The 16,091-nt window shown below is 59.0% G+C and carries 14 protein-coding genes; 2 read left to right on the top strand and 12 right to left on the bottom strand.

What is annotated here, in order from left to right; all coding sequences use genetic code 11:
* Positions 1 to 80: 80 nt before the first annotated feature.
* The 10 genes from CLV85_RS07830 to uvrA all read right to left on the bottom strand — a co-directional run bounded on the left by CLV85_RS07830 (position 81) and on the right by uvrA (position 11,397).
* Positions 81 to 443: an RNA polymerase-binding protein RbpA gene (locus CLV85_RS07830; RefSeq protein ID WP_100388977.1), complete on the bottom strand. Its 363-nt coding sequence runs from the start codon at positions 441 to 443 to the stop codon at positions 81 to 83.
* Between the two features lie 30 nt (positions 444 to 473).
* A complete protein-coding gene (gene secG, locus CLV85_RS07825; RefSeq protein WP_100388976.1) occupies positions 474 to 722 on the bottom strand; it encodes a preprotein translocase subunit SecG in 249 nt (82 codons plus the stop codon).
* Positions 723 to 768: 46 nt separating this feature from the next.
* Complete coding sequence (gene tpiA / locus CLV85_RS07820; protein WP_100388975.1) at positions 769 to 1,566, bottom strand: triose-phosphate isomerase; 798 nt, start codon at positions 1,564 to 1,566, stop codon at positions 769 to 771.
* Positions 1,554 to 2,771, bottom strand: a complete 1,218-nt coding sequence (locus tag CLV85_RS07815; RefSeq protein WP_100388974.1) for a phosphoglycerate kinase — start codon at positions 2,769 to 2,771, stop codon at positions 1,554 to 1,556. The genes tpiA and CLV85_RS07815 overlap by 13 nt, the downstream gene beginning before the upstream one ends.
* Before the next feature lie 12 nt (positions 2,772 to 2,783).
* The gene (gene gap / locus CLV85_RS07810; RefSeq protein WP_100388973.1) at positions 2,784 to 3,791 is read right to left on the bottom strand and encodes a type I glyceraldehyde-3-phosphate dehydrogenase; all 1,008 of its coding nucleotides are present in this window, start codon (positions 3,789 to 3,791) and stop codon (positions 2,784 to 2,786) included.
* A gap of 108 nt (positions 3,792 to 3,899) precedes the next feature.
* Positions 3,900 to 4,526 (bottom strand): superoxide dismutase, encoded by a 627-nt coding sequence (locus tag CLV85_RS07805; RefSeq protein WP_100388972.1) that lies wholly within the window; start codon positions 4,524 to 4,526, stop codon positions 3,900 to 3,902.
* 107 nt (positions 4,527 to 4,633) lie between these two features.
* Positions 4,634 to 5,617 (bottom strand): DNA-binding protein WhiA, encoded by a 984-nt coding sequence (gene whiA / locus CLV85_RS07800; protein ID WP_100388971.1) that lies wholly within the window; start codon positions 5,615 to 5,617, stop codon positions 4,634 to 4,636.
* Positions 5,618 to 5,662: 45 nt separating this feature from the next.
* Entirely contained in the window at positions 5,663 to 6,538 is an 876-nt protein-coding gene (gene rapZ / locus CLV85_RS07795; RefSeq protein ID WP_100388970.1) for an RNase adapter RapZ, read from the bottom strand.
* A gap of 21 nt (positions 6,539 to 6,559) precedes the next feature.
* A complete protein-coding gene (uvrC, locus tag CLV85_RS07790) occupies positions 6,560 to 8,506 on the bottom strand; it encodes an excinuclease ABC subunit UvrC (protein WP_100388969.1) in 1,947 nt (648 codons plus the stop codon).
* A gap of 17 nt (positions 8,507 to 8,523) precedes the next feature.
* On the bottom strand, positions 8,524 to 11,397 hold the full coding sequence (gene uvrA, locus CLV85_RS07785; RefSeq protein WP_100388968.1) for an excinuclease ABC subunit UvrA: 2,874 nt from the start codon (positions 11,395 to 11,397) through the stop codon (positions 8,524 to 8,526).
* Between the two features lie 79 nt (positions 11,398 to 11,476).
* Here uvrA and CLV85_RS07780 point away from each other — a divergent pair, with 79 nt between their 5' ends.
* On the top strand, positions 11,477 to 12,607 hold the full coding sequence (locus CLV85_RS07780; protein ID WP_100388967.1) for a glycosyltransferase: 1,131 nt from the start codon (positions 11,477 to 11,479) through the stop codon (positions 12,605 to 12,607).
* 73 nt (positions 12,608 to 12,680) lie between these two features.
* Here the strand turns inward: CLV85_RS07780 and uvrB are convergent, their stop codons facing one another.
* Both uvrB and coaE read right to left on the bottom strand, forming a co-directional pair.
* Complete coding sequence (gene uvrB / locus CLV85_RS07775; protein ID WP_100388966.1) at positions 12,681 to 14,753, bottom strand: excinuclease ABC subunit UvrB; 2,073 nt, start codon at positions 14,751 to 14,753, stop codon at positions 12,681 to 12,683.
* Positions 14,754 to 14,813: 60 nt separating this feature from the next.
* A complete protein-coding gene (coaE, locus tag CLV85_RS07770; protein ID WP_100388965.1) occupies positions 14,814 to 15,431 on the bottom strand; it encodes a dephospho-CoA kinase in 618 nt (205 codons plus the stop codon).
* A gap of 39 nt (positions 15,432 to 15,470) precedes the next feature.
* Between coaE and CLV85_RS07765 the strand changes: the two genes are divergently transcribed.
* A complete protein-coding gene (locus CLV85_RS07765; protein ID WP_100388964.1) occupies positions 15,471 to 16,061 on the top strand; it encodes a DUF4126 domain-containing protein in 591 nt (196 codons plus the stop codon).
* The last annotated feature ends 30 nt before the right edge of the window (positions 16,062 to 16,091 follow it).

Here is a 16,091-nt window from a genome sequence, read left to right as displayed (position 1 = left end):
GAATCGGTTGGGGCTTTCCTATTGTTACAAGCTGCGAGCCCGCCGCGCGAACTCTCAGTTCGCTGGCCGAGTTGTATCTTCTAAGAAGTCACGGTGCCGCGGCGTGTGCGGAGCTGAACGAGTGCCTCGTCGAGAAGCTCTGCGGCTTCGTCGTCGCTACGACGTTCTTTTACGTAGGCCAAGTGTGTCTTGTACGGTTCGAGCTTTGAAACTGAGGGCGGGTTCTCTTTGTCCCGGCCCGCAGGAAGACCCGTGGATGGCGAATCGATCGTCTCCGGGATGTCTTCATCGGGCACATTGGCAGCGAACGATCGCACGGTTTCGTTGCCAGCAGCGTCCCAATACGAGATTTGGACACGCTCAGCTTGGAACCCACGATCTTGCTCGCCCATGGGGCCTGAGCCCACGCGCGAACCACGAATTGCACTTCCGCCTGATACCACTGTGTTCCTTCGTCTTGAGGCTAGAGGTTCTTAAGCGCCGTCAAACTTGGTGATGAGACCAAGAACCACGATGCAGCTGATCCAGACGATGCCGAGGATCACCGTAATACGGTTGAGGTTGCGTTCAGCAACACCCGACGCACCGAGGTTGGACGTGACTCCTCCTCCGAACATGTCGGAGAGACCTCCACCGCGACCGCGGTGGAGAAGGATAAGAAGTGTGAGCAGCAAGCTCGTGATACCGAGCAATACCTGCAGCACAACCTGGAGAATTTCCACAAAGAACCTTTCGAACAGGCCGTAGCGGCCTCGAACAGTATAGCGTTTAGGTGCCGACGTGCTTGGAGAAGCGCGAGATGCTGGCAAATTCGGCCACATCAAGGCTCGCTCCACCGACGAGAGCACCGTCGATGTTCGGCTCTCGCATGAGACTCGCGATGTTGCTCGACTTCACCGAACCGCCGTAGAGGATGCGGGTGGCTGCGGCGACATCGTCGCCAAGCACTTCAGCAAGTGTCTCGCGGAGACGGGCGGCTACCTGCTCGGCTTGTTCCGGAGTAGCGGCTTTGCCCGAGCCAATAGCCCATACGGGCTCGTAAGCTACGACGATCTCGGGCGAACCCGTGATGCCGGCGAGACCAGCTTTCAGCTGAGCAACAGGAACGGCGCTCGGACCGTGAGCTTCGAGGTCGTCGGCAGTTTCGCCAACGCACAAGACAGGCACGAGGCCGTGCTTGAGGGCAGCGGCAACCTTGCGAGCGAGTTGCTCATCGGTCTCACCGTGCATCGTGCGACGCTCCGAGTGCCCGACCAAAACGTAACGGCAGTCAAGGGCTGAGAGGAACGCTCCCGAGATCTCGCCAGTGTAGGCACCGGACTCGTGCTCGGAGACGTCCTGACCGCCGAAGCGGACGTCGAGTTTGTCGGCAGCGACGAGCGTCTGCACCGACCGCAGGTCAGTGAACGGAGGGAATACCGCTACCTCTGCGCCATCGACACCGAAATCGTGATTCGCGTCTTTTAGCGTCCATGCAAGCTTTTGCACGAAAGCGATCGACTGAAGATGGTCGAGATTCATCTTCCAGTTGCCCGCGATAAGCGGGACGCGCTTTACCTTTGCCATCCGAGTACCTCCAGTCCGGGGAGCTGCTTACCCTCAAGGAACTCGAGGCTTGCACCGCCACCCGTAGAAATGTGACCAAATTGGTCGTCGTCGAAACCTAATGCGCGTACGGCAGCGGCAGAGTCTCCGCCGCCAACCACGCCGAAACCTTCGGTATCGGTCAGAGCCTGAGCGATCGCCTTCGTGCCCGCCGCGAAAGCGGGGAACTCAAACACGCCCATGGGGCCGTTCCAGAAAACCGTCTTTGACTCTCGAATTACCTGAGCGAACCGCGCTGCAGTCTCGGGACCGATGTCGAGGCCGATGCCCGATGAGCCGAATTCAGTATCTTCGATCGCGTGCGCTGAGGTGACGGTGTGCGCAGCGTCGGGGCCGAATGATGCGGCTACAGAAATATCTGTGGGCAGCACGATCTCGACGCCAAGCTCATCTGCTTGAGTCAAGTAGCGCTTGACAGTCTCGAGCTGGTCTTCCTCGAGAAGACTCGCGCCGACTCTGTAGCCCTGTGCCGCAAGGAAAGTAAAGAGCATCCCGCCGCCGACAAGGAGTGAGTTGACGCGAGGGAGCAATGCTCCGATGACATCGAGCTTGTCGGAGACCTTGGAACCGCCCAAGACAACCGTGTAGGGACGCTCAGGAGTGACCGTAAGGCGTTCAAGCACTCCCAGTTCGGTCTCGATGAGCAGTCCTGCAGCGCTCGGTAGAGCTTGAGCAAGCTCGAAAACGCTGGCCTGCTTCCGGTGCACGACTCCGAAACCGTCAGAGACGAACGCGTCGCCGAAGCGAGCGAGTTTGTGAGCAAACTCTTCGCGTTCGGTCTCTGACTTCGAAGTTTCACCGGAATTGAACCGCAGATTCTCCAACAGCGCTACGCCGCAGTCTTCGAGGTCAGCGACGGCCTGTTCGGCGGCGTGACCTACGGTGTCCTTAGCGAACACCACTGCCTTACCCAACAACTCCGAGAGCCGCTGAGCGACAGGCTCGAGGCTGTACTGAGCATCGGGCTCTCCCCCGGGGCGACCCAGGTGAGAAACGATGACCACGCGGGCGCCCTCGTTGATGAGAGCGTTCAGTGTGGGCAAGGATGCACGGATGCGACCGTCGTCGGTGATCTGACCATCCTTGAGCGGGACGTTCAGATCGCACCGGACGATGACGCGCTTTCCGCGCAAGTCGGAGAGTGTTGAAAGAGTTCTGAGGCTCATAGTCGTTGAGGGTTAGAGGCGTGCGCCGACGAACTCTGCAACGTCAACGAGGCGGTTGGAGTAGCCCCACTCGTTGTCGTACCACGAAGCGACCTTGACCTGGTTGCCGATGACCTTCGTGAGACCAGCGTCGAAGATCGACGAGTGCGGGTCGCCAACGATGTCGGTCGATACGATCGCGTCTTCGGTGTACTTGAGGATTCCCTTGAGGGGGCCCTCAGCCGCTGCCTTGTACGCTGCGTTGATCTGCTCGACGGTGACGTCGGCATTCGTGGTGATCGTAAGGTCCGTGATCGATCCAGTGATGACGGGAACGCGCAGTGCATAGCCATCGAGCTTGCCGACGAGCTCGGGGATGACGAGACCGAGTGCCTTAGCGGCGCCCGTCGAGGTCGGGATGATGTTCTGCGCTGCAGCGCGTGCACGACGCAGGTCGCCGTGCGGGCCATCCTGAAGGTTCTGATCAGCGGTGTACGCGTGAACCGTGGTCATGAAGCCAGTCTCGATGCCGAAGTTGTCCATGAACACCTTGGCAAGAGGAGCCAAGCAGTTCGTGGTGCACGAAGCGTTCGAGATGATGTTGTGGACGGCCGAGTCGTAGGTGTCTTCGTTCACTCCGAGAACCAACGTAGCGACGTCATCGCCGGTAGCCGGTGCTGAAACGATGACCTTCTTGGCACCTGCAGCAATGTGCTTGGCAGCATCCGCCGACTTGGTGAAGTGGCCGGTCGACTCAATGACGATGTCAACACCCAACTCGCCCCACGGCAGGTTGGAAGGGTCGCGCTCGGCGAAGACCTTGATCGCTTTGCCGTCAACGACGATCTGGTCGTCATCAAACGTAACGTCGGCGTTGAGGCGACCAGTGATGGTGTCGTACTTGAGCAGATGAGCGAGCGTCTTGTTGTCTGTCAGGTCGTTGACGGCAACGATTTCAATGTTGCTGTCCTTGGCCATAGCCGCTCGAAAGAAGTTGCGACCAATGCGACCGAAACCATTAATACCGATTTTTACGCTCACTGTTACTCCAGAAAATCAGGCGTCTACGACGCGTCGTGCTGTAGTGGTGGGATGTTGCTTCTAGCGGAGACAGGGCTTAAGCCGGGGCCTAACCCGGCCACGATGCCGCTACGAGAGTAGCAGGAGACCGTTTGTCTTCGAGCGAGCTGCGCTGAAGCGGTCTTGTACGTTTGCCCAGTCAACGATGTTCCAGAACGCCTTGACGTAGTCGGCACGTACGTTCTTGTAGTCGAGGTAGTACGCGTGCTCCCACACGTCAAGCATGAGGAGAGGCACGATACCGGCGGGGAGGTTTCCCTGCTGATCGAAGAACTGAACGATGATAAGTCGCTCTCCGATCGAGTCCCAAGCGAGTACTGCCCAACCGGAGCCCTGGACGCCCATGGCGGTCGCAGTGAAGTGCGCGGTGAACTTGTCGAACGATCCGAAGTGGTCATCGATCGCACTCTCGAGGTCGCCAGTGGGCTTGTCGCCACCGTTGGGAGACATGTTGGTCCAGAAAATCGAGTGGTTGACGTGGCCGCCCAAGTTGAAGGCCAAGTCCTTCTCGAGCTTGTTCACGTTGGCAAGGTTGCCGGAATCGCGAGCCTCTGCGAGGCCAGCGATCGCTGCGTTCGCTCCAGTGACGTAGGCCTGGTGGTGCTTGCTGTGGTGCAGCTCCATGATCATCGCGCTGATGCTTGGTTCAAGCGCGGAGTAGTCGTACGAGAGTTCGGGAAGAGTGTAGTCAGCCATCGAAAGTCCTCCTAGGATCTAGATTCCTGAACCGGCTGTAAGCACGGCCAGGCGATGTTTCCAGTCTAACCACGTCCATGCGACACTCGTGCCGCATGGAGGGAACGCTAAGCCTCGTCCAACTCCGCAGGAAGGTTTGCCTCGGTGCCAGCAACGCCCAGATCACTGGCGCGCTTGTCTGCCATTGCCAGCAAGCGGCGAATACGACCGGCCACGGCATCTTTTGTCATGGGTGGGTCGGCGTGATGACCAAGCTCGTCGAGGCTCGAATCGCGGTGGCTCAACCGAAGCTCTCCCGCATACCGAAGGTGCTGCGGAACGTCGTCGCCCAGAATTTCGAGCGCACGCTCAACCCGCGCACAGGCTGCTACGGCTGCTTGCGCCGATCGACGAAGGTTCGCGTCGTCAAAGTTCACCAAGCGGTTGGCAGTGGCGCGCACTTCGCGGCGCTGGCGAAGCTCGTTCCAGCTCACCACAGTGGTGTTCGCTCCCATGATCGTGAGCATGGCGCTAATCGCCTCACCATCACGAACCACAACGCGATGCACGCCGCGGACTTCGCGGGCTTTAGCGGCGACGCGAAGACGGCCGGCTGCTCCCACGAGCGCCATGGCTGCTTCATTGCCGGGGCACGTGACCTCGAGCGCGGCGGAGCGTCCAGGGTCAGTCAGTGAACCAGCAGCGAGAAAGGCACCGCGCCACACGGCAGCGAGTTCGCCGCGACCGCCGGTGGTAACACGATTCGGAAGCCCACGGATGGGTCGCCGACGCGCATCCAAAAGTCCGGTCTGACGCGCCAGGGTCTCTCCCCCATCGAGCACGCGAACCAGAAGGTTGTTAGTGCGACGGCCACCGCCCGACGAGGCGACACGTGAAATTTCGGAACGCACGCCGTATAGCTCAGCGATATCGCGGCGCACCCGGCGCGCGAGCAATTCGCTCTCCAGCTCAGACTCGACTGCGATACGTCCAGAAATGAGGTGGAGACCACCGGAGAAACGCAAAATAGTCGCGAGCTCTGCAGCGCGCTCAGTCGTCTTGCCTAACTGAATTCGTGCCAGTTCGTCTTTGACTTCAGCAGTTAATGCCACTAACTGGCCTTCCTTCCAAGATGACGGTCCGGTTGGATGAGTAATCTACTCTCGTCCACGGTCCCGATGTTTGATGCTGACGGCTACACCGGGCAGGCCGCTAAGAATAGCTGACAACTCTTCGGCAATCGCGACCGAACGGTGTTTGCCACCAGTACAGCCGATCGCGATCGTTGCGTGTCGTTTATTCTCGCGCTGATACCCGGCGAATACAGGTTCGAGGGCTCGTGCGTAATCCGCAACGAACTCCTGTGCTCCGGGCGCCCCAACCACATACGCACGGACGCGTTCATTGAGTCCGTCTAGTGCTTTGAGCTCGGGCACCCAAAAGGGATTAGGCAAGAATCTGCAGTCAGCCACCATGTCGGCGTCCGCTGGAAGTCCGTACTTAAATCCGAAGCTCTCAATAGTAATACGCAATCCAGCATCGTTCTCCGCAGAGAACTTTTCGATGATCGTGGTGGCGAGCTGATGAATATTGAGGTCGGTAGTGTCGATGATGATGTCGCTGTTCGAGCGAATTTCAGCCATGCGCGTTCGTTCAGCGGCGATGCCATCGAGCGGAGTGCCCTCTTCTTGAAGCGGATGCGGCCGGCGCACCTGCTCGAATCGACGCACGAGTGCTACATCTTCGGCATCGAGAAAGAGCACCCGCAATGACGTGGAGCCTCGCAGCGCTTCAATTGCGTGTTGCGCATCCGAAAAGAGCTTTCCGCCGCGAACATCGATGACGGCGGCTACACGAGGGAGCGAATCCCCCGCCCGGTGAGCAAGATCCACGAGTGGCAGCAGCATCTGAGGCGGAAGGTTGTCGACGACATACCATCCAAGGTCTTCTAAGGCGTTGCCAACAGTCGAACGCCCCGCGCCCGACATGCCGGTCACAATGAGTACTTCCTGCTGCTCTGTGACGGGTTTCATGGTGTGTCCAGACTACCCGAGCTAGCGCTGACCCAGCTTCTCGATGATTGCAGCCGCCGTGGTCTCGCCGATGCCCGGCACTTCGCTCATTTGTTCAGCGGAGGCTGCCTTGAGCCGAGCCACTGAACCGAAGTGTTGGAGCAGCGCCTTGATACGCGAGGGACCGAGGCCCGGAACGGTGGAGAGCACCGAAGAAATGTCCTTGGAACGTCGTTGACGTTGATGCGTGATCGCGAAACGGTGAGCCTCATCGCGAAGACGTTGAATCAGGAAGAGCGCATCGCTGTTTCGAGGCAAGATGACGGGGTAATCAGAATCCGGGAGCCAAATCTCCTCGAGTCGCTTGGCGATTCCCGCCAACTGGATGCCTGAGACACCCGATTCTTCGAGAGCGCGCTGCGCTGCGTTCACTTGGGGCTGACCCCCATCCACGATGAGAAGTTGTGGCGGATAGGCGAACTTGGACGGTGGTGCCGGAACAACGTCACTTTCGGCGGCGGAGCGTGCAGTGTCGCCCGCCGCATTAGAGCTTTCCGTTAGCATCGCTGCTTCTTCGACCTCGGCTGCAGTAGGGACTGCATCGCCGGCAGCGAGGTAAGCGAGGCGGCGCTTCAGCACTTGGTAGATCGAGTCCGTGTCATCGGTGGTCTCTGCGATGTTGAAACGACGGTAATGCTGCTTCTTTGGTAGCCCGTCTTCGAACACGACCATGGAAGCGACAACGTTGGTTCCGGAAAGGTGTGAAACATCGAAGCACTCCATGCGCAATGGGGCTTCTGCCATGCCGAGTGCTTCTTGAATATCAGCCAGCGCCTGTGATCGGGCAACGAAGTCGCCGCTTCGCTTCGACTTGTAGAGCATGAGCGCGTTCTTCGCGTTTGTCTCCACGGTTTGCGCAAGCGCTGCCTTCTCGCCACGCTGGGCGACCCGAAGCCGAACCCGAGCCCCCAAACCCCGCCGTTGCGCTAGCCACTCTTCGAGCGCTGTGCTGTCGTCCGGCAGCGCCGGTACCAGTACGTCGCGCGGCGGCGAGGTGTCGTCATAAGCGTTCTGGAGCACCGATTCAACTAGTCCACCGAGCTCGACATCGAGTTCTTTGTCGACAACCCAGCCCCGCACACCGCGAATACGCCCGCCGCGCACGATGAACTGCTGTACGGCAGCCGCAAGCTCGTCGTGGGCGATGCCGAAGAAATCGGCGTCAACGTCTTCGGAGAGCACGATCTGGTTCTTAGCGAGCGCAGTCTCCATTGCGCCGATCTGATCGCGGTACCGCGCAGCGGATTCGTAGTCTTGTTCGCCAGCGGCATCCGTCATTTTCACTCGGATGGAGTCCAACATTCGAGAATCGTTGCCCGCCATGAAAGAGGCAAAGTCAAGAGCGATCGACTTGTGATCCTCTTGAGACACTCGGCCAACGCAGGGAGCGGCGCACTTGCCAATATCGCCGAGGAGGCAGGGACGTCCAGTCTGCTGGGCGCGCTTGTACACCGACGTGGAACAGCTGCGCATCGGGAACGCCTTGAGTAATACGTCAACAGTGTCCCGGATAGCCCACGCGCGCGAATACGGTCCGAAATAGCGAGCATTGGGAAGGCTTCGGTTTCGAGTGACTAGCACTCTTGGAACTTCGTCACCCATCGTGATCGCCAAATACGGGTAAGACTTATCGTCTTTGTACTGAACGTTAAAAGGTGGATCGAATTCCTTGATCCAGGTGTACTCCAGTTGGAGCGCTTCGAAGTCATTGCCAACAATCGTCCATTCGACGTTCGACGCTGACAGAACCATGCGCCGAGTGCGCTCGTGAAGCGTCGCCAAAGGGGCAAAATAATTACTCAACCGGGCGCGAAGGTTCTTCGCCTTACCGACGTACAGCACTCGCTTGTTGTCGTCCGTAAATCGGTAGACCCCTGGCTGGTTCGGGATATCGCCCGCTCGGGGCCGCCACGCGACGGTATTAGCCACGGTGCATCCCTCGCGTTCTAGACACGGTTGCCGCTTAACACCTCAGCGAGGAACTGACCAGTGTGGCTGCCAGCGACCTTGGCGACCTTTTCTGGTGTGCCAGTGGACAGCAACTCACCGCCGCCAGAACCACCTTCAGGACCGAGGTCGATGAGCCAGTCCGCCGACTTGATGACGTCCAGGTTGTGCTCGATGACGATGACAGTGTTGCCCTTGTCGACGAGTCCGTTAAGAACGAGGAGCAGCTTACGTACATCCTCGAAATGCAGACCAGTCGTCGGCTCGTCAAGAACATAAATGCTGCGGCCCATGGAACGCTTCTGCAGCTCAGTCGCAAGTTTGACACGCTGGGCTTCACCGCCCGAGAGGGTGGTCGCGCTCTGGCCAAGCCGCACGTAGCCGAGTCCAACATCTTCCAACGTCTTCAAGAACCGGTGGATGCTGGAGATCGCCTCGAAAAACTCTGCAGCCTCGCTGATCGGCATATCGAGTACTTCGGCGATGTTCTTCGCTTTGTACTTCACGGCGAGCGTGTCGCGGTTGTACCGGGCGCCCCCGCACACTTCACACGCGACGTAAACGTCGGGGAGGAAGTTCATCTCAATCTTGATCGTGCCGTCACCCGAGCAGTTCTCGCAACGGCCGCCCTTGACATTGAAACTGAAGCGACCGGGAAGATACCCGCGCGCCTTAGCGTCCGCGGTCTCCGAGAAGAGGGTTCGAATCTTGTCGAAGACTCCTGTGTAAGTGGCAGGGTTCGATCGTGGAGTGCGGCCGATCGGGTTTTGATCAACGTGCACAACCTTGTCAAGGTTCTCAAGGCCAGTAACGCGTGTGTGCTTTCCCGGGATCTGGCGTGCGCCGTTGAGCTCGTTGGCGAGCACCTTGTACAAAATGTCATTGACGAGACTGGACTTGCCAGACCCGCTCACCCCCGTCACCGCCGTGAAGGTTCCCAGGGGGAACTTGACCGTAAGGTTCTTGAGGTTGTTGGCCTTGGCGCCTTCGACCACAATCTGACGGTTCTTGTCGACGGGGCGGCGCTTCTTCGGCGTCTCGATAGCCTTTCGCCCCGAGAGGTAATCAGCCGTAATTGACTTCTTGTTCTTGAGAAGGTCTTTGTAGGAGCCGGAGTGAACGACTTCTCCACCGTGCTCGCCGGCTCCCGGCCCAATGTCAACGACCCAGTCCGCTGTTCGAATAGTGTCTTCGTCGTGCTCGACCACGATGAGCGTGTTGCCGAGGTTTTTCAACTTCACGAGCGTCTCGATCAGTCGACGGTTGTCACGCTGGTGCAAGCCGATGCTGGGCTCATCGAGCACGTAGAGGACTCCGGTAAGGCCAGAACCGATCTGGGTTGCCAGTCGGATACGCTGCGCTTCTCCACCGCTCAGCGTGGCTGCTGCGCGCGCGAGATTGAGATAGCTCAGCCCTACTTCAACCAAGAATTCGAGGCGCAAACGAATTTCACGCAGCACCTGCGCGGCGATCCGAGCATCCCGATCGGAGAGTTCCAGTTCCTTCATGAAACCGTAGGCATCAATCAAGCTGAGCTCGCAGATATCCGAAATGCTGTTATCAGCGACAGTGACAGCTAAGACCTCAGGTTTGAGTCGTTTTCCGTCGCAGACAGGACACGGAATCTCTCGAAGGTACGCGGCGTAACGCTGACGTTGCACGTCAGTCTCGGCCTCGAGATACTTACGCTCAATGTACGGAATCACGCCTTCGAAGCCGGTCGAGTACTTCATCTCCCGGCCGTAACGGTTCTTCCATTTGACAGAGACCTTGAAGTCGTTGCCGCGGAGCACGGCCTCCCGCACGTCTTCGGGCAATTCGCCCCACGGGGTGTCCAACGAAAAATCGAGATCACGAGAAAGGCCACCGAGTAGCTTCTCAAAGTAGTTATAGAGGCCCTTACCCGCCTGAGCCCACGGAAGAATCGCGCCTTCAGCAAGGCTCACCGAGTCGTCAGCAACGAGCAGTTCAGCGTCGATCGACATGCGAGTACCGAGCCCTGAACACTCTGGGCAAGCGCCAAAAGGAGCATTGAACGAGAACGTACGTGGCTCGATCTCGGTGAGTTGGACGGGGTGGTTATTTGGGCACGACAGTTTTTCGGAGAACGAACGCCAGGCGGCATCCCCCTCGTCGTCCACAAAGTTGATCGCAACGGTGCCATCGGTGAGACGAAGCGCAGTTTCGAGGGAGTCGGTGAGACGCGTCAGGATATCGTCGCCAGCGACCAGACGGTCGACGACAACGGAGATGTCGTGTTTGAACTGCTTTTTGAGCTTGGGCGGATCACTGAGCTGCACAACTTCGCCGTCAACAATGGCGCGAGAGTAACCGCTCGACGCGAGTTCTGCGAAGAGATCGACGAATTCGCCCTTCTTCTGCGAGACCACGGGGCTCACCACCTGGTAGCGCTTGCCTGTCTCGAGCTTCATGAGCTGGTCAGCGATCTGCTGCACCGATTGGCGCTCGATTTTCTCGCCACAAACGGCGCAATGCGGGACACCGATGCGAGCCCACAGAAGCCGCATGTAGTCGTAAATCTCTGTGATCGTGCCGACAGTAGAGCGAGGGTTGCGGTTGGTCGACTTCTGATCGATCGAAACCGCAGGGCTCAAGCCCTCGATGAAGTCGACGTCGGGTCGATCCACCTGTCCCAAGAACTGGCGGGCGTAGGCCGAGAGAGACTCAACATAGCGTCGTTGACCCTCCGCGAAAATCGTGTCGAACGCAAGACTCGACTTACCCGAACCAGAAAGGCCGGTAAAGACGACGAGAGAATCGCGCGGAATCTCCAGGTCGACGTTCTTGAGATTGTGAACCCGAGCGCCACGGACGCTGAGGTGAGAATTGGGGATCGACTGTGCAGTAGTCACTCTTCCTATTCTACGGAGACCACTGACATTGCCTGTACGTTCGCCGTGTAGCGCGAGAAGCAACCGGGATAATGGCACCATGCACATTGCGCACGTCACGAGTTTCTTCACTGCTCCCCCGCTCGGCCCGTCGAGCGCGGTTCGCTCTCGCGGACTCGCTTACCGAGCAGCAGGCCACGAATTTACGGTCATTGTTCCGGGTAAAGAGGCATCTGTGGCGTGGGCTGAGTACGGCACGGTTATTACCGTTCCCGCTCGGGGACGCTCGCTATCTCGTGGCTTTGTGCCGATAGCGAAAGCGATTCGGCATGCACTCGAGAAGCTTGTTCCCGATCACATTGAGGTCGCCGATCGCCTGAGCGCTCGTGAAATCGGGTCGTGGGCGCAACAGAACCGTATTCCCGCGATTTACATTGTCGACCCATCCAACAATGCTGCGCCGAGCATCCATGACCTCGTCGGTTACGGCCGGGTAGTCAGCGTGGCTCCCATCGCTCAGGGGCTCGTGCATCCAGAAAATACGCCCGACTCCGTACAGGATGCGGGCGACAGCGCTCGCGCAGCGAATGCAGCAGCTGTCTCAGCAACAGCTAGCGATGATGAGTTGACCCACTCTCCGGCGGGCGTAAACCTAGAGGTGTTCTCGCCGCTTCGCCACAACAGCACCCTTCGCGATTCCAGCGATGCGGACATGGTCCTTCTGTGCGCAACGCCCCTCACCGCTGCCGGTATACCTGCCCTCGCCGTCGACGTGGTGAAGCGGCTCGTTGCAGCCGGCGAGAATGTTCATCTGGTGATTCTGGGAGATGGACCGCTTCTGGGGCGTCTGGAGCGCAGCACTATCGAGCTGCCCGTACAGTTTCTGAGCGCAAGGGATCTCGAGCTCGCTGAACGAGCCGAAGTTTTTGCCACCGCTGACATCACCTTAGTGACAGTCGGAAGCCATGACGGTCACGCGGTTGCGTTGGAGTCGCTCGCCTCAGGAACGCCCGTTGTTGCAACCAGCGCCTGCAGCCCATCGCTCCTATTCGTCGACGGTGGCGGACTCTCAGTCGAGCCGGACCTGACCCATATTGAACACGCACTGCGCATCATTCAAGGTGAGCCGGTCGAGAATAGGCGAAATGCTGCGCGTGCTACAGCGCTCGCCTATGACTCCGCCGAATCAGAGCGAACTCTCCTCGCTCTCCATGAATCGCTGCGCAACTAGGGCGAACAGCCGCTCCTCGCGTCAGGGCACCTACAACCGCTGCGATCGCGTTTGGCGCTGGCACGCACGGCCGCTATTTCAAGTGACCTGCCTGCTCCATCTGCCGCAGTTCTTTCTTGAGATCTTGAACTTCATCGCGCAGTCGAGCAGCGAGCTCAAATTTCAATTCGGATGCTGCCTGCAGCATCTGTTCGTTGAGGTCTGAAACTATTTGCTCGAGATCGTTCCCGCCCGCGGCCGCGATTCCCTCTCGCTTGAGATTCGGCGTCGGAGCGCGCTTCTTTCCGTCCCGGCTGCGCGTGGCGAGCAGTTCAGCGGTATCTGCACCTTCGCGGAGCAACGCATCAGTGATGTCAGCAATCTTCTTTCGAAGAGGTTGAGGATCGATTCCGTGTTCGGTGTTGTAGGCGATCTGCTTTTCTCGGCGCCGGTCGGTTTCTTCGATCGCGAAAGCCATCGAGCGCGTCACCACGTCGGCGTACATGTGCACTTCGCCCGAGACGTTACGCGCGGCTCGACCAATGGTCTGGATGAGGGAGGTCGAAGAGCGGAGGAAGCCTTCCTTATCGGCGTCGAGAATCGCCACGAGCGACACCTCAGGAAGGTCGAGACCCTCACGTAGCAGGTTGATGCCGACGAGCACGTCGTAGACGCCCTGGCGGAGTTCTGTGAGCAGTTCAACTCGGCGCAGCGTATCGACATCCGAATGCAGGTAGCGCACGCGTACGCCGTTTTCTGAGAGGAACTCGGTGAGCTCTTCTGCCATCTTCTTCGTGAGCGTAGTCACCAAGATGCGTTCGTTCTTCTCCACCCGCGCCGTGATTTGTTCGAGCAGATCATCGATCTGCCCCTTCGACGGCTTGACGACGATCTGAGGGTCGATAAGACCCGTGGGGCGGATGACCTGCTCAACGATGGAGTCGGTGATTCCGAGTTCGTACTTACCGGGCGTCGCCGAAAGATAAACCTTCTGGCCCACCCGGTCGAGAAATTCTTCCCACTTGAGCGGTCGGTTATCGAGCGCACTGGGGAGGCGGAAGCCATGCTCCACCAAAGTGCGCTTGCGAGAGGCGTCGCCCTCGTACATCGCACCAATTTGAGGCACCGTGACGTGCGACTCATCGAGCACAACGAGGAAGTCATCGGGGAAATAATCGAGCAAACAGCTCGGCGGCTCCCCCGGTTGGCGGCCGTCCATGTGGAGCGAGTAGTTCTCGATGCCGTTGCAGAACCCGATCTGTTCCATCATTTCGATGTCGAACGTCGTGCGCATGCGAAGACGCTGTGCTTCGAGAAGCTTTCCCTGACGTTCCAGAACGGCGAGGCGATCGGCCAGTTCCTCTTGGATCGAGACGATAGCGGTCTTGATCGTTTCGGGGCTGGCCGAATAGTGCGTGCCGGGGAAGACGGAAACTGAGTCCATCTTTTTCACGATTTCGCCCGTGAGCGGGTGCAGCGAGTAGAGGGCTTCGATCTCATCGCCGAACATCTCGATGCGAATAGCTAACTCTTCGTACACCGGGATGATCTCAATAGTGTCGCCACGCACTCGAAAATTACCGCGGGAGAAGTCGTAGTCGTTGCGCTGGTACTGCATGCCGACGAACTTGCGAATGAGCGCTTCCCGATCGATGCGCATGCCTACCTGCAGAGCAATCATCGCTTCCAAGTAGGACTCTGCGGCGCCCAACCCGTAAATGCTTGACACCGTCGAAACCACCACGGTGTCGCGGCGGCTCAGTAGCGAGTTTGTAGTGGAGTGACGGAGACGCTCAACCTCGGCGTTAACTGAGGAGTCTTTCTCGATGAAGGTATCTGTCTGAGGAATGTAGGCCTCAGGCTGGTAATAGTCGTAATAAGACACGAAATACTCGACAGCGTTGTTGGGCATCAAATCGCGGAACTCATTAGCGAGCTGAGCCGCGAGAGTCTTGTTGTGCGACATGATGAGCGTGGGGCGCTGCACCTGCTCGATTAGCCACGCGGTGGTTGCGGATTTACCCGTGCCGGTAGCACCCAACAGCACGATGTCTGTTTCGCCCGCGTTGATGCGCTGAGCCAATTCCTTGATCGCTTGAGGTTGGTCACCCGAAGGCGAGTACTCGCTGATCACCTCAAAAGGACGCACAGATCGAGTTGGTTGCATCCCTCAAGTGTAAACAAGGGCACTGACAACGAGCCTGAGAGTCGAGCGTCTAGCGCACGTTTAGGGCGAAGGCACCAGCTTGTTGCGGAGTTGGTGCCACACGTCATCCGCTCGGGCGACGGTGCTCTCCAGGTCGTCACCGGAATCGACGACGAAGTCGGCAATGGCACGGCGCTGATCGCCAGTTGCTTGCGATGCAACGCGACGCTCTGCCTCGCTGCGATCCATGCCCCGATGGGTAATGAGCCGTTGCACTCGACGCTCCGCATCGGCCTCGACCGTTACGACCGCCTCAAACTTCGCCAGTGGCTGACCGGACTCCACGAGCAGCGGCACATCGTAGATGACGAACACGCCAGGGTTCTGCTCAGCGGCCTGCTCGAAGCGTCGATGCGCAAGAGCGCTAATGGCGGGATGCGTGATCGCGTTCAGTGCTTCGCGCGCCTTCGCATCGCCAAAGATGTGTGCCCCAAGTGCTTGACGGTCGAGCGCCCCGTCGCTCCGCAACACGTGCGCGCCGAAACGCTCCGCAATCGCACCGAGCGTTGGTGACCCCGGCTCCACGACCTCTCGTGCCAGCACATCCGCATCGACAACGACGGCTCCGTGCTCCGCCCAACGCGCCGCGACGGTCGATTTACCCGAGGCAATGCCTCCAGTGAGCGCTATCAAATGCATGCCCTAATGCTAGCCTCAGCCTGTCGAAAGGATCTGCGGATGCTCGAAGTTCTCACCGGTAGCGGACTCGCTGTGGCGGCCGGTCTTAACGCGTACATACCCCTGCTCGTGCTCGGGGTCGCGGGCCGAACACTGGATTTCGTCGAGTTGCCCAGCGCCTGGGTTTGGCTGGAGAATCCTTGGGTGATTGCGATCCTCGGCGTACTTCTCGTCGTCGAGGTCATCGCCGACAAGGTGCCAATGGTCGACTCAATCAACGACTGGCTCCAAACCATCGTCCGACCGGCAGCCGGCGGCATCGCTTTTGGGACCGGGGCTGCCTCAGAAACAGCGGTCGTCACCGACCCCGCATCCTTTTTCTCGTCGAGCGCCTGGGTGCCCGTCGTGATCGGAATAATACTCGCGCTGGGTACCCATGCCACGAAGATGGCGGCCCGCCCGGTGCTCAATGCGGCAACAGCTGGAGTAGCAGCGCCGGTCGTAAGCACTGTAGAAGACATCAGCAGCGTTGTGCTCAGTCTGCTCGCATTGATCGTCCCGGTGATCGGCACGATCGCGCTCGCGGGGCTTATCGCTCTGCTTGTAGTGCGAGTGAGGCGAGCTCGTCGGCTCAAAGCTCGCATTTCTTAGCGCTCAGACAGACTCCGCCTTAACTGACTG

The sequence above is a fragment of the Salinibacterium amurskyense genome (assembly GCF_002797685.1).
Taxonomy (GTDB): domain Bacteria; phylum Actinomycetota; class Actinomycetes; order Actinomycetales; family Microbacteriaceae; genus Rhodoglobus; species Rhodoglobus amurskyensis.
The sequence above is the reverse complement of the archived record's forward strand: the minus strand, read 5'-3'. Positions and strand labels throughout refer to the sequence as shown.

Coding starts and splice junctions, on each gene's coding strand:
- CLV85_RS07780 (WP_100388967.1), top strand. CDS start 11,477: ATGCACATTGCGCACGTCACGAGTTTCTTCACTGCTCCCCCGCTCGGC.
- uvrB (WP_100388966.1), bottom strand. CDS start 14,753: ATGCAACCAACTCGATCTGTGCGTCCTTTTGAGGTGATCAGCGAGTAC.
- tpiA (WP_100388975.1), bottom strand. CDS start 1,566: ATGGCAAAGGTAAAGCGCGTCCCGCTTATCGCGGGCAACTGGAAGATG.
- coaE (WP_100388965.1), bottom strand. CDS start 15,431: ATGCATTTGATAGCGCTCACTGGAGGCATTGCCTCGGGTAAATCGACC.
- rapZ (WP_100388970.1), bottom strand. CDS start 6,538: ATGAAACCCGTCACAGAGCAGCAGGAAGTACTCATTGTGACCGGCATG.
- CLV85_RS07805 (WP_100388972.1), bottom strand. CDS start 4,526: ATGGCTGACTACACTCTTCCCGAACTCTCGTACGACTACTCCGCGCTT.
- CLV85_RS07765 (WP_100388964.1), top strand. CDS start 15,471: ATGCTCGAAGTTCTCACCGGTAGCGGACTCGCTGTGGCGGCCGGTCTT.
- CLV85_RS07815 (WP_100388974.1), bottom strand. CDS start 2,771: ATGAGCCTCAGAACTCTTTCAACACTCTCCGACTTGCGCGGAAAGCGC.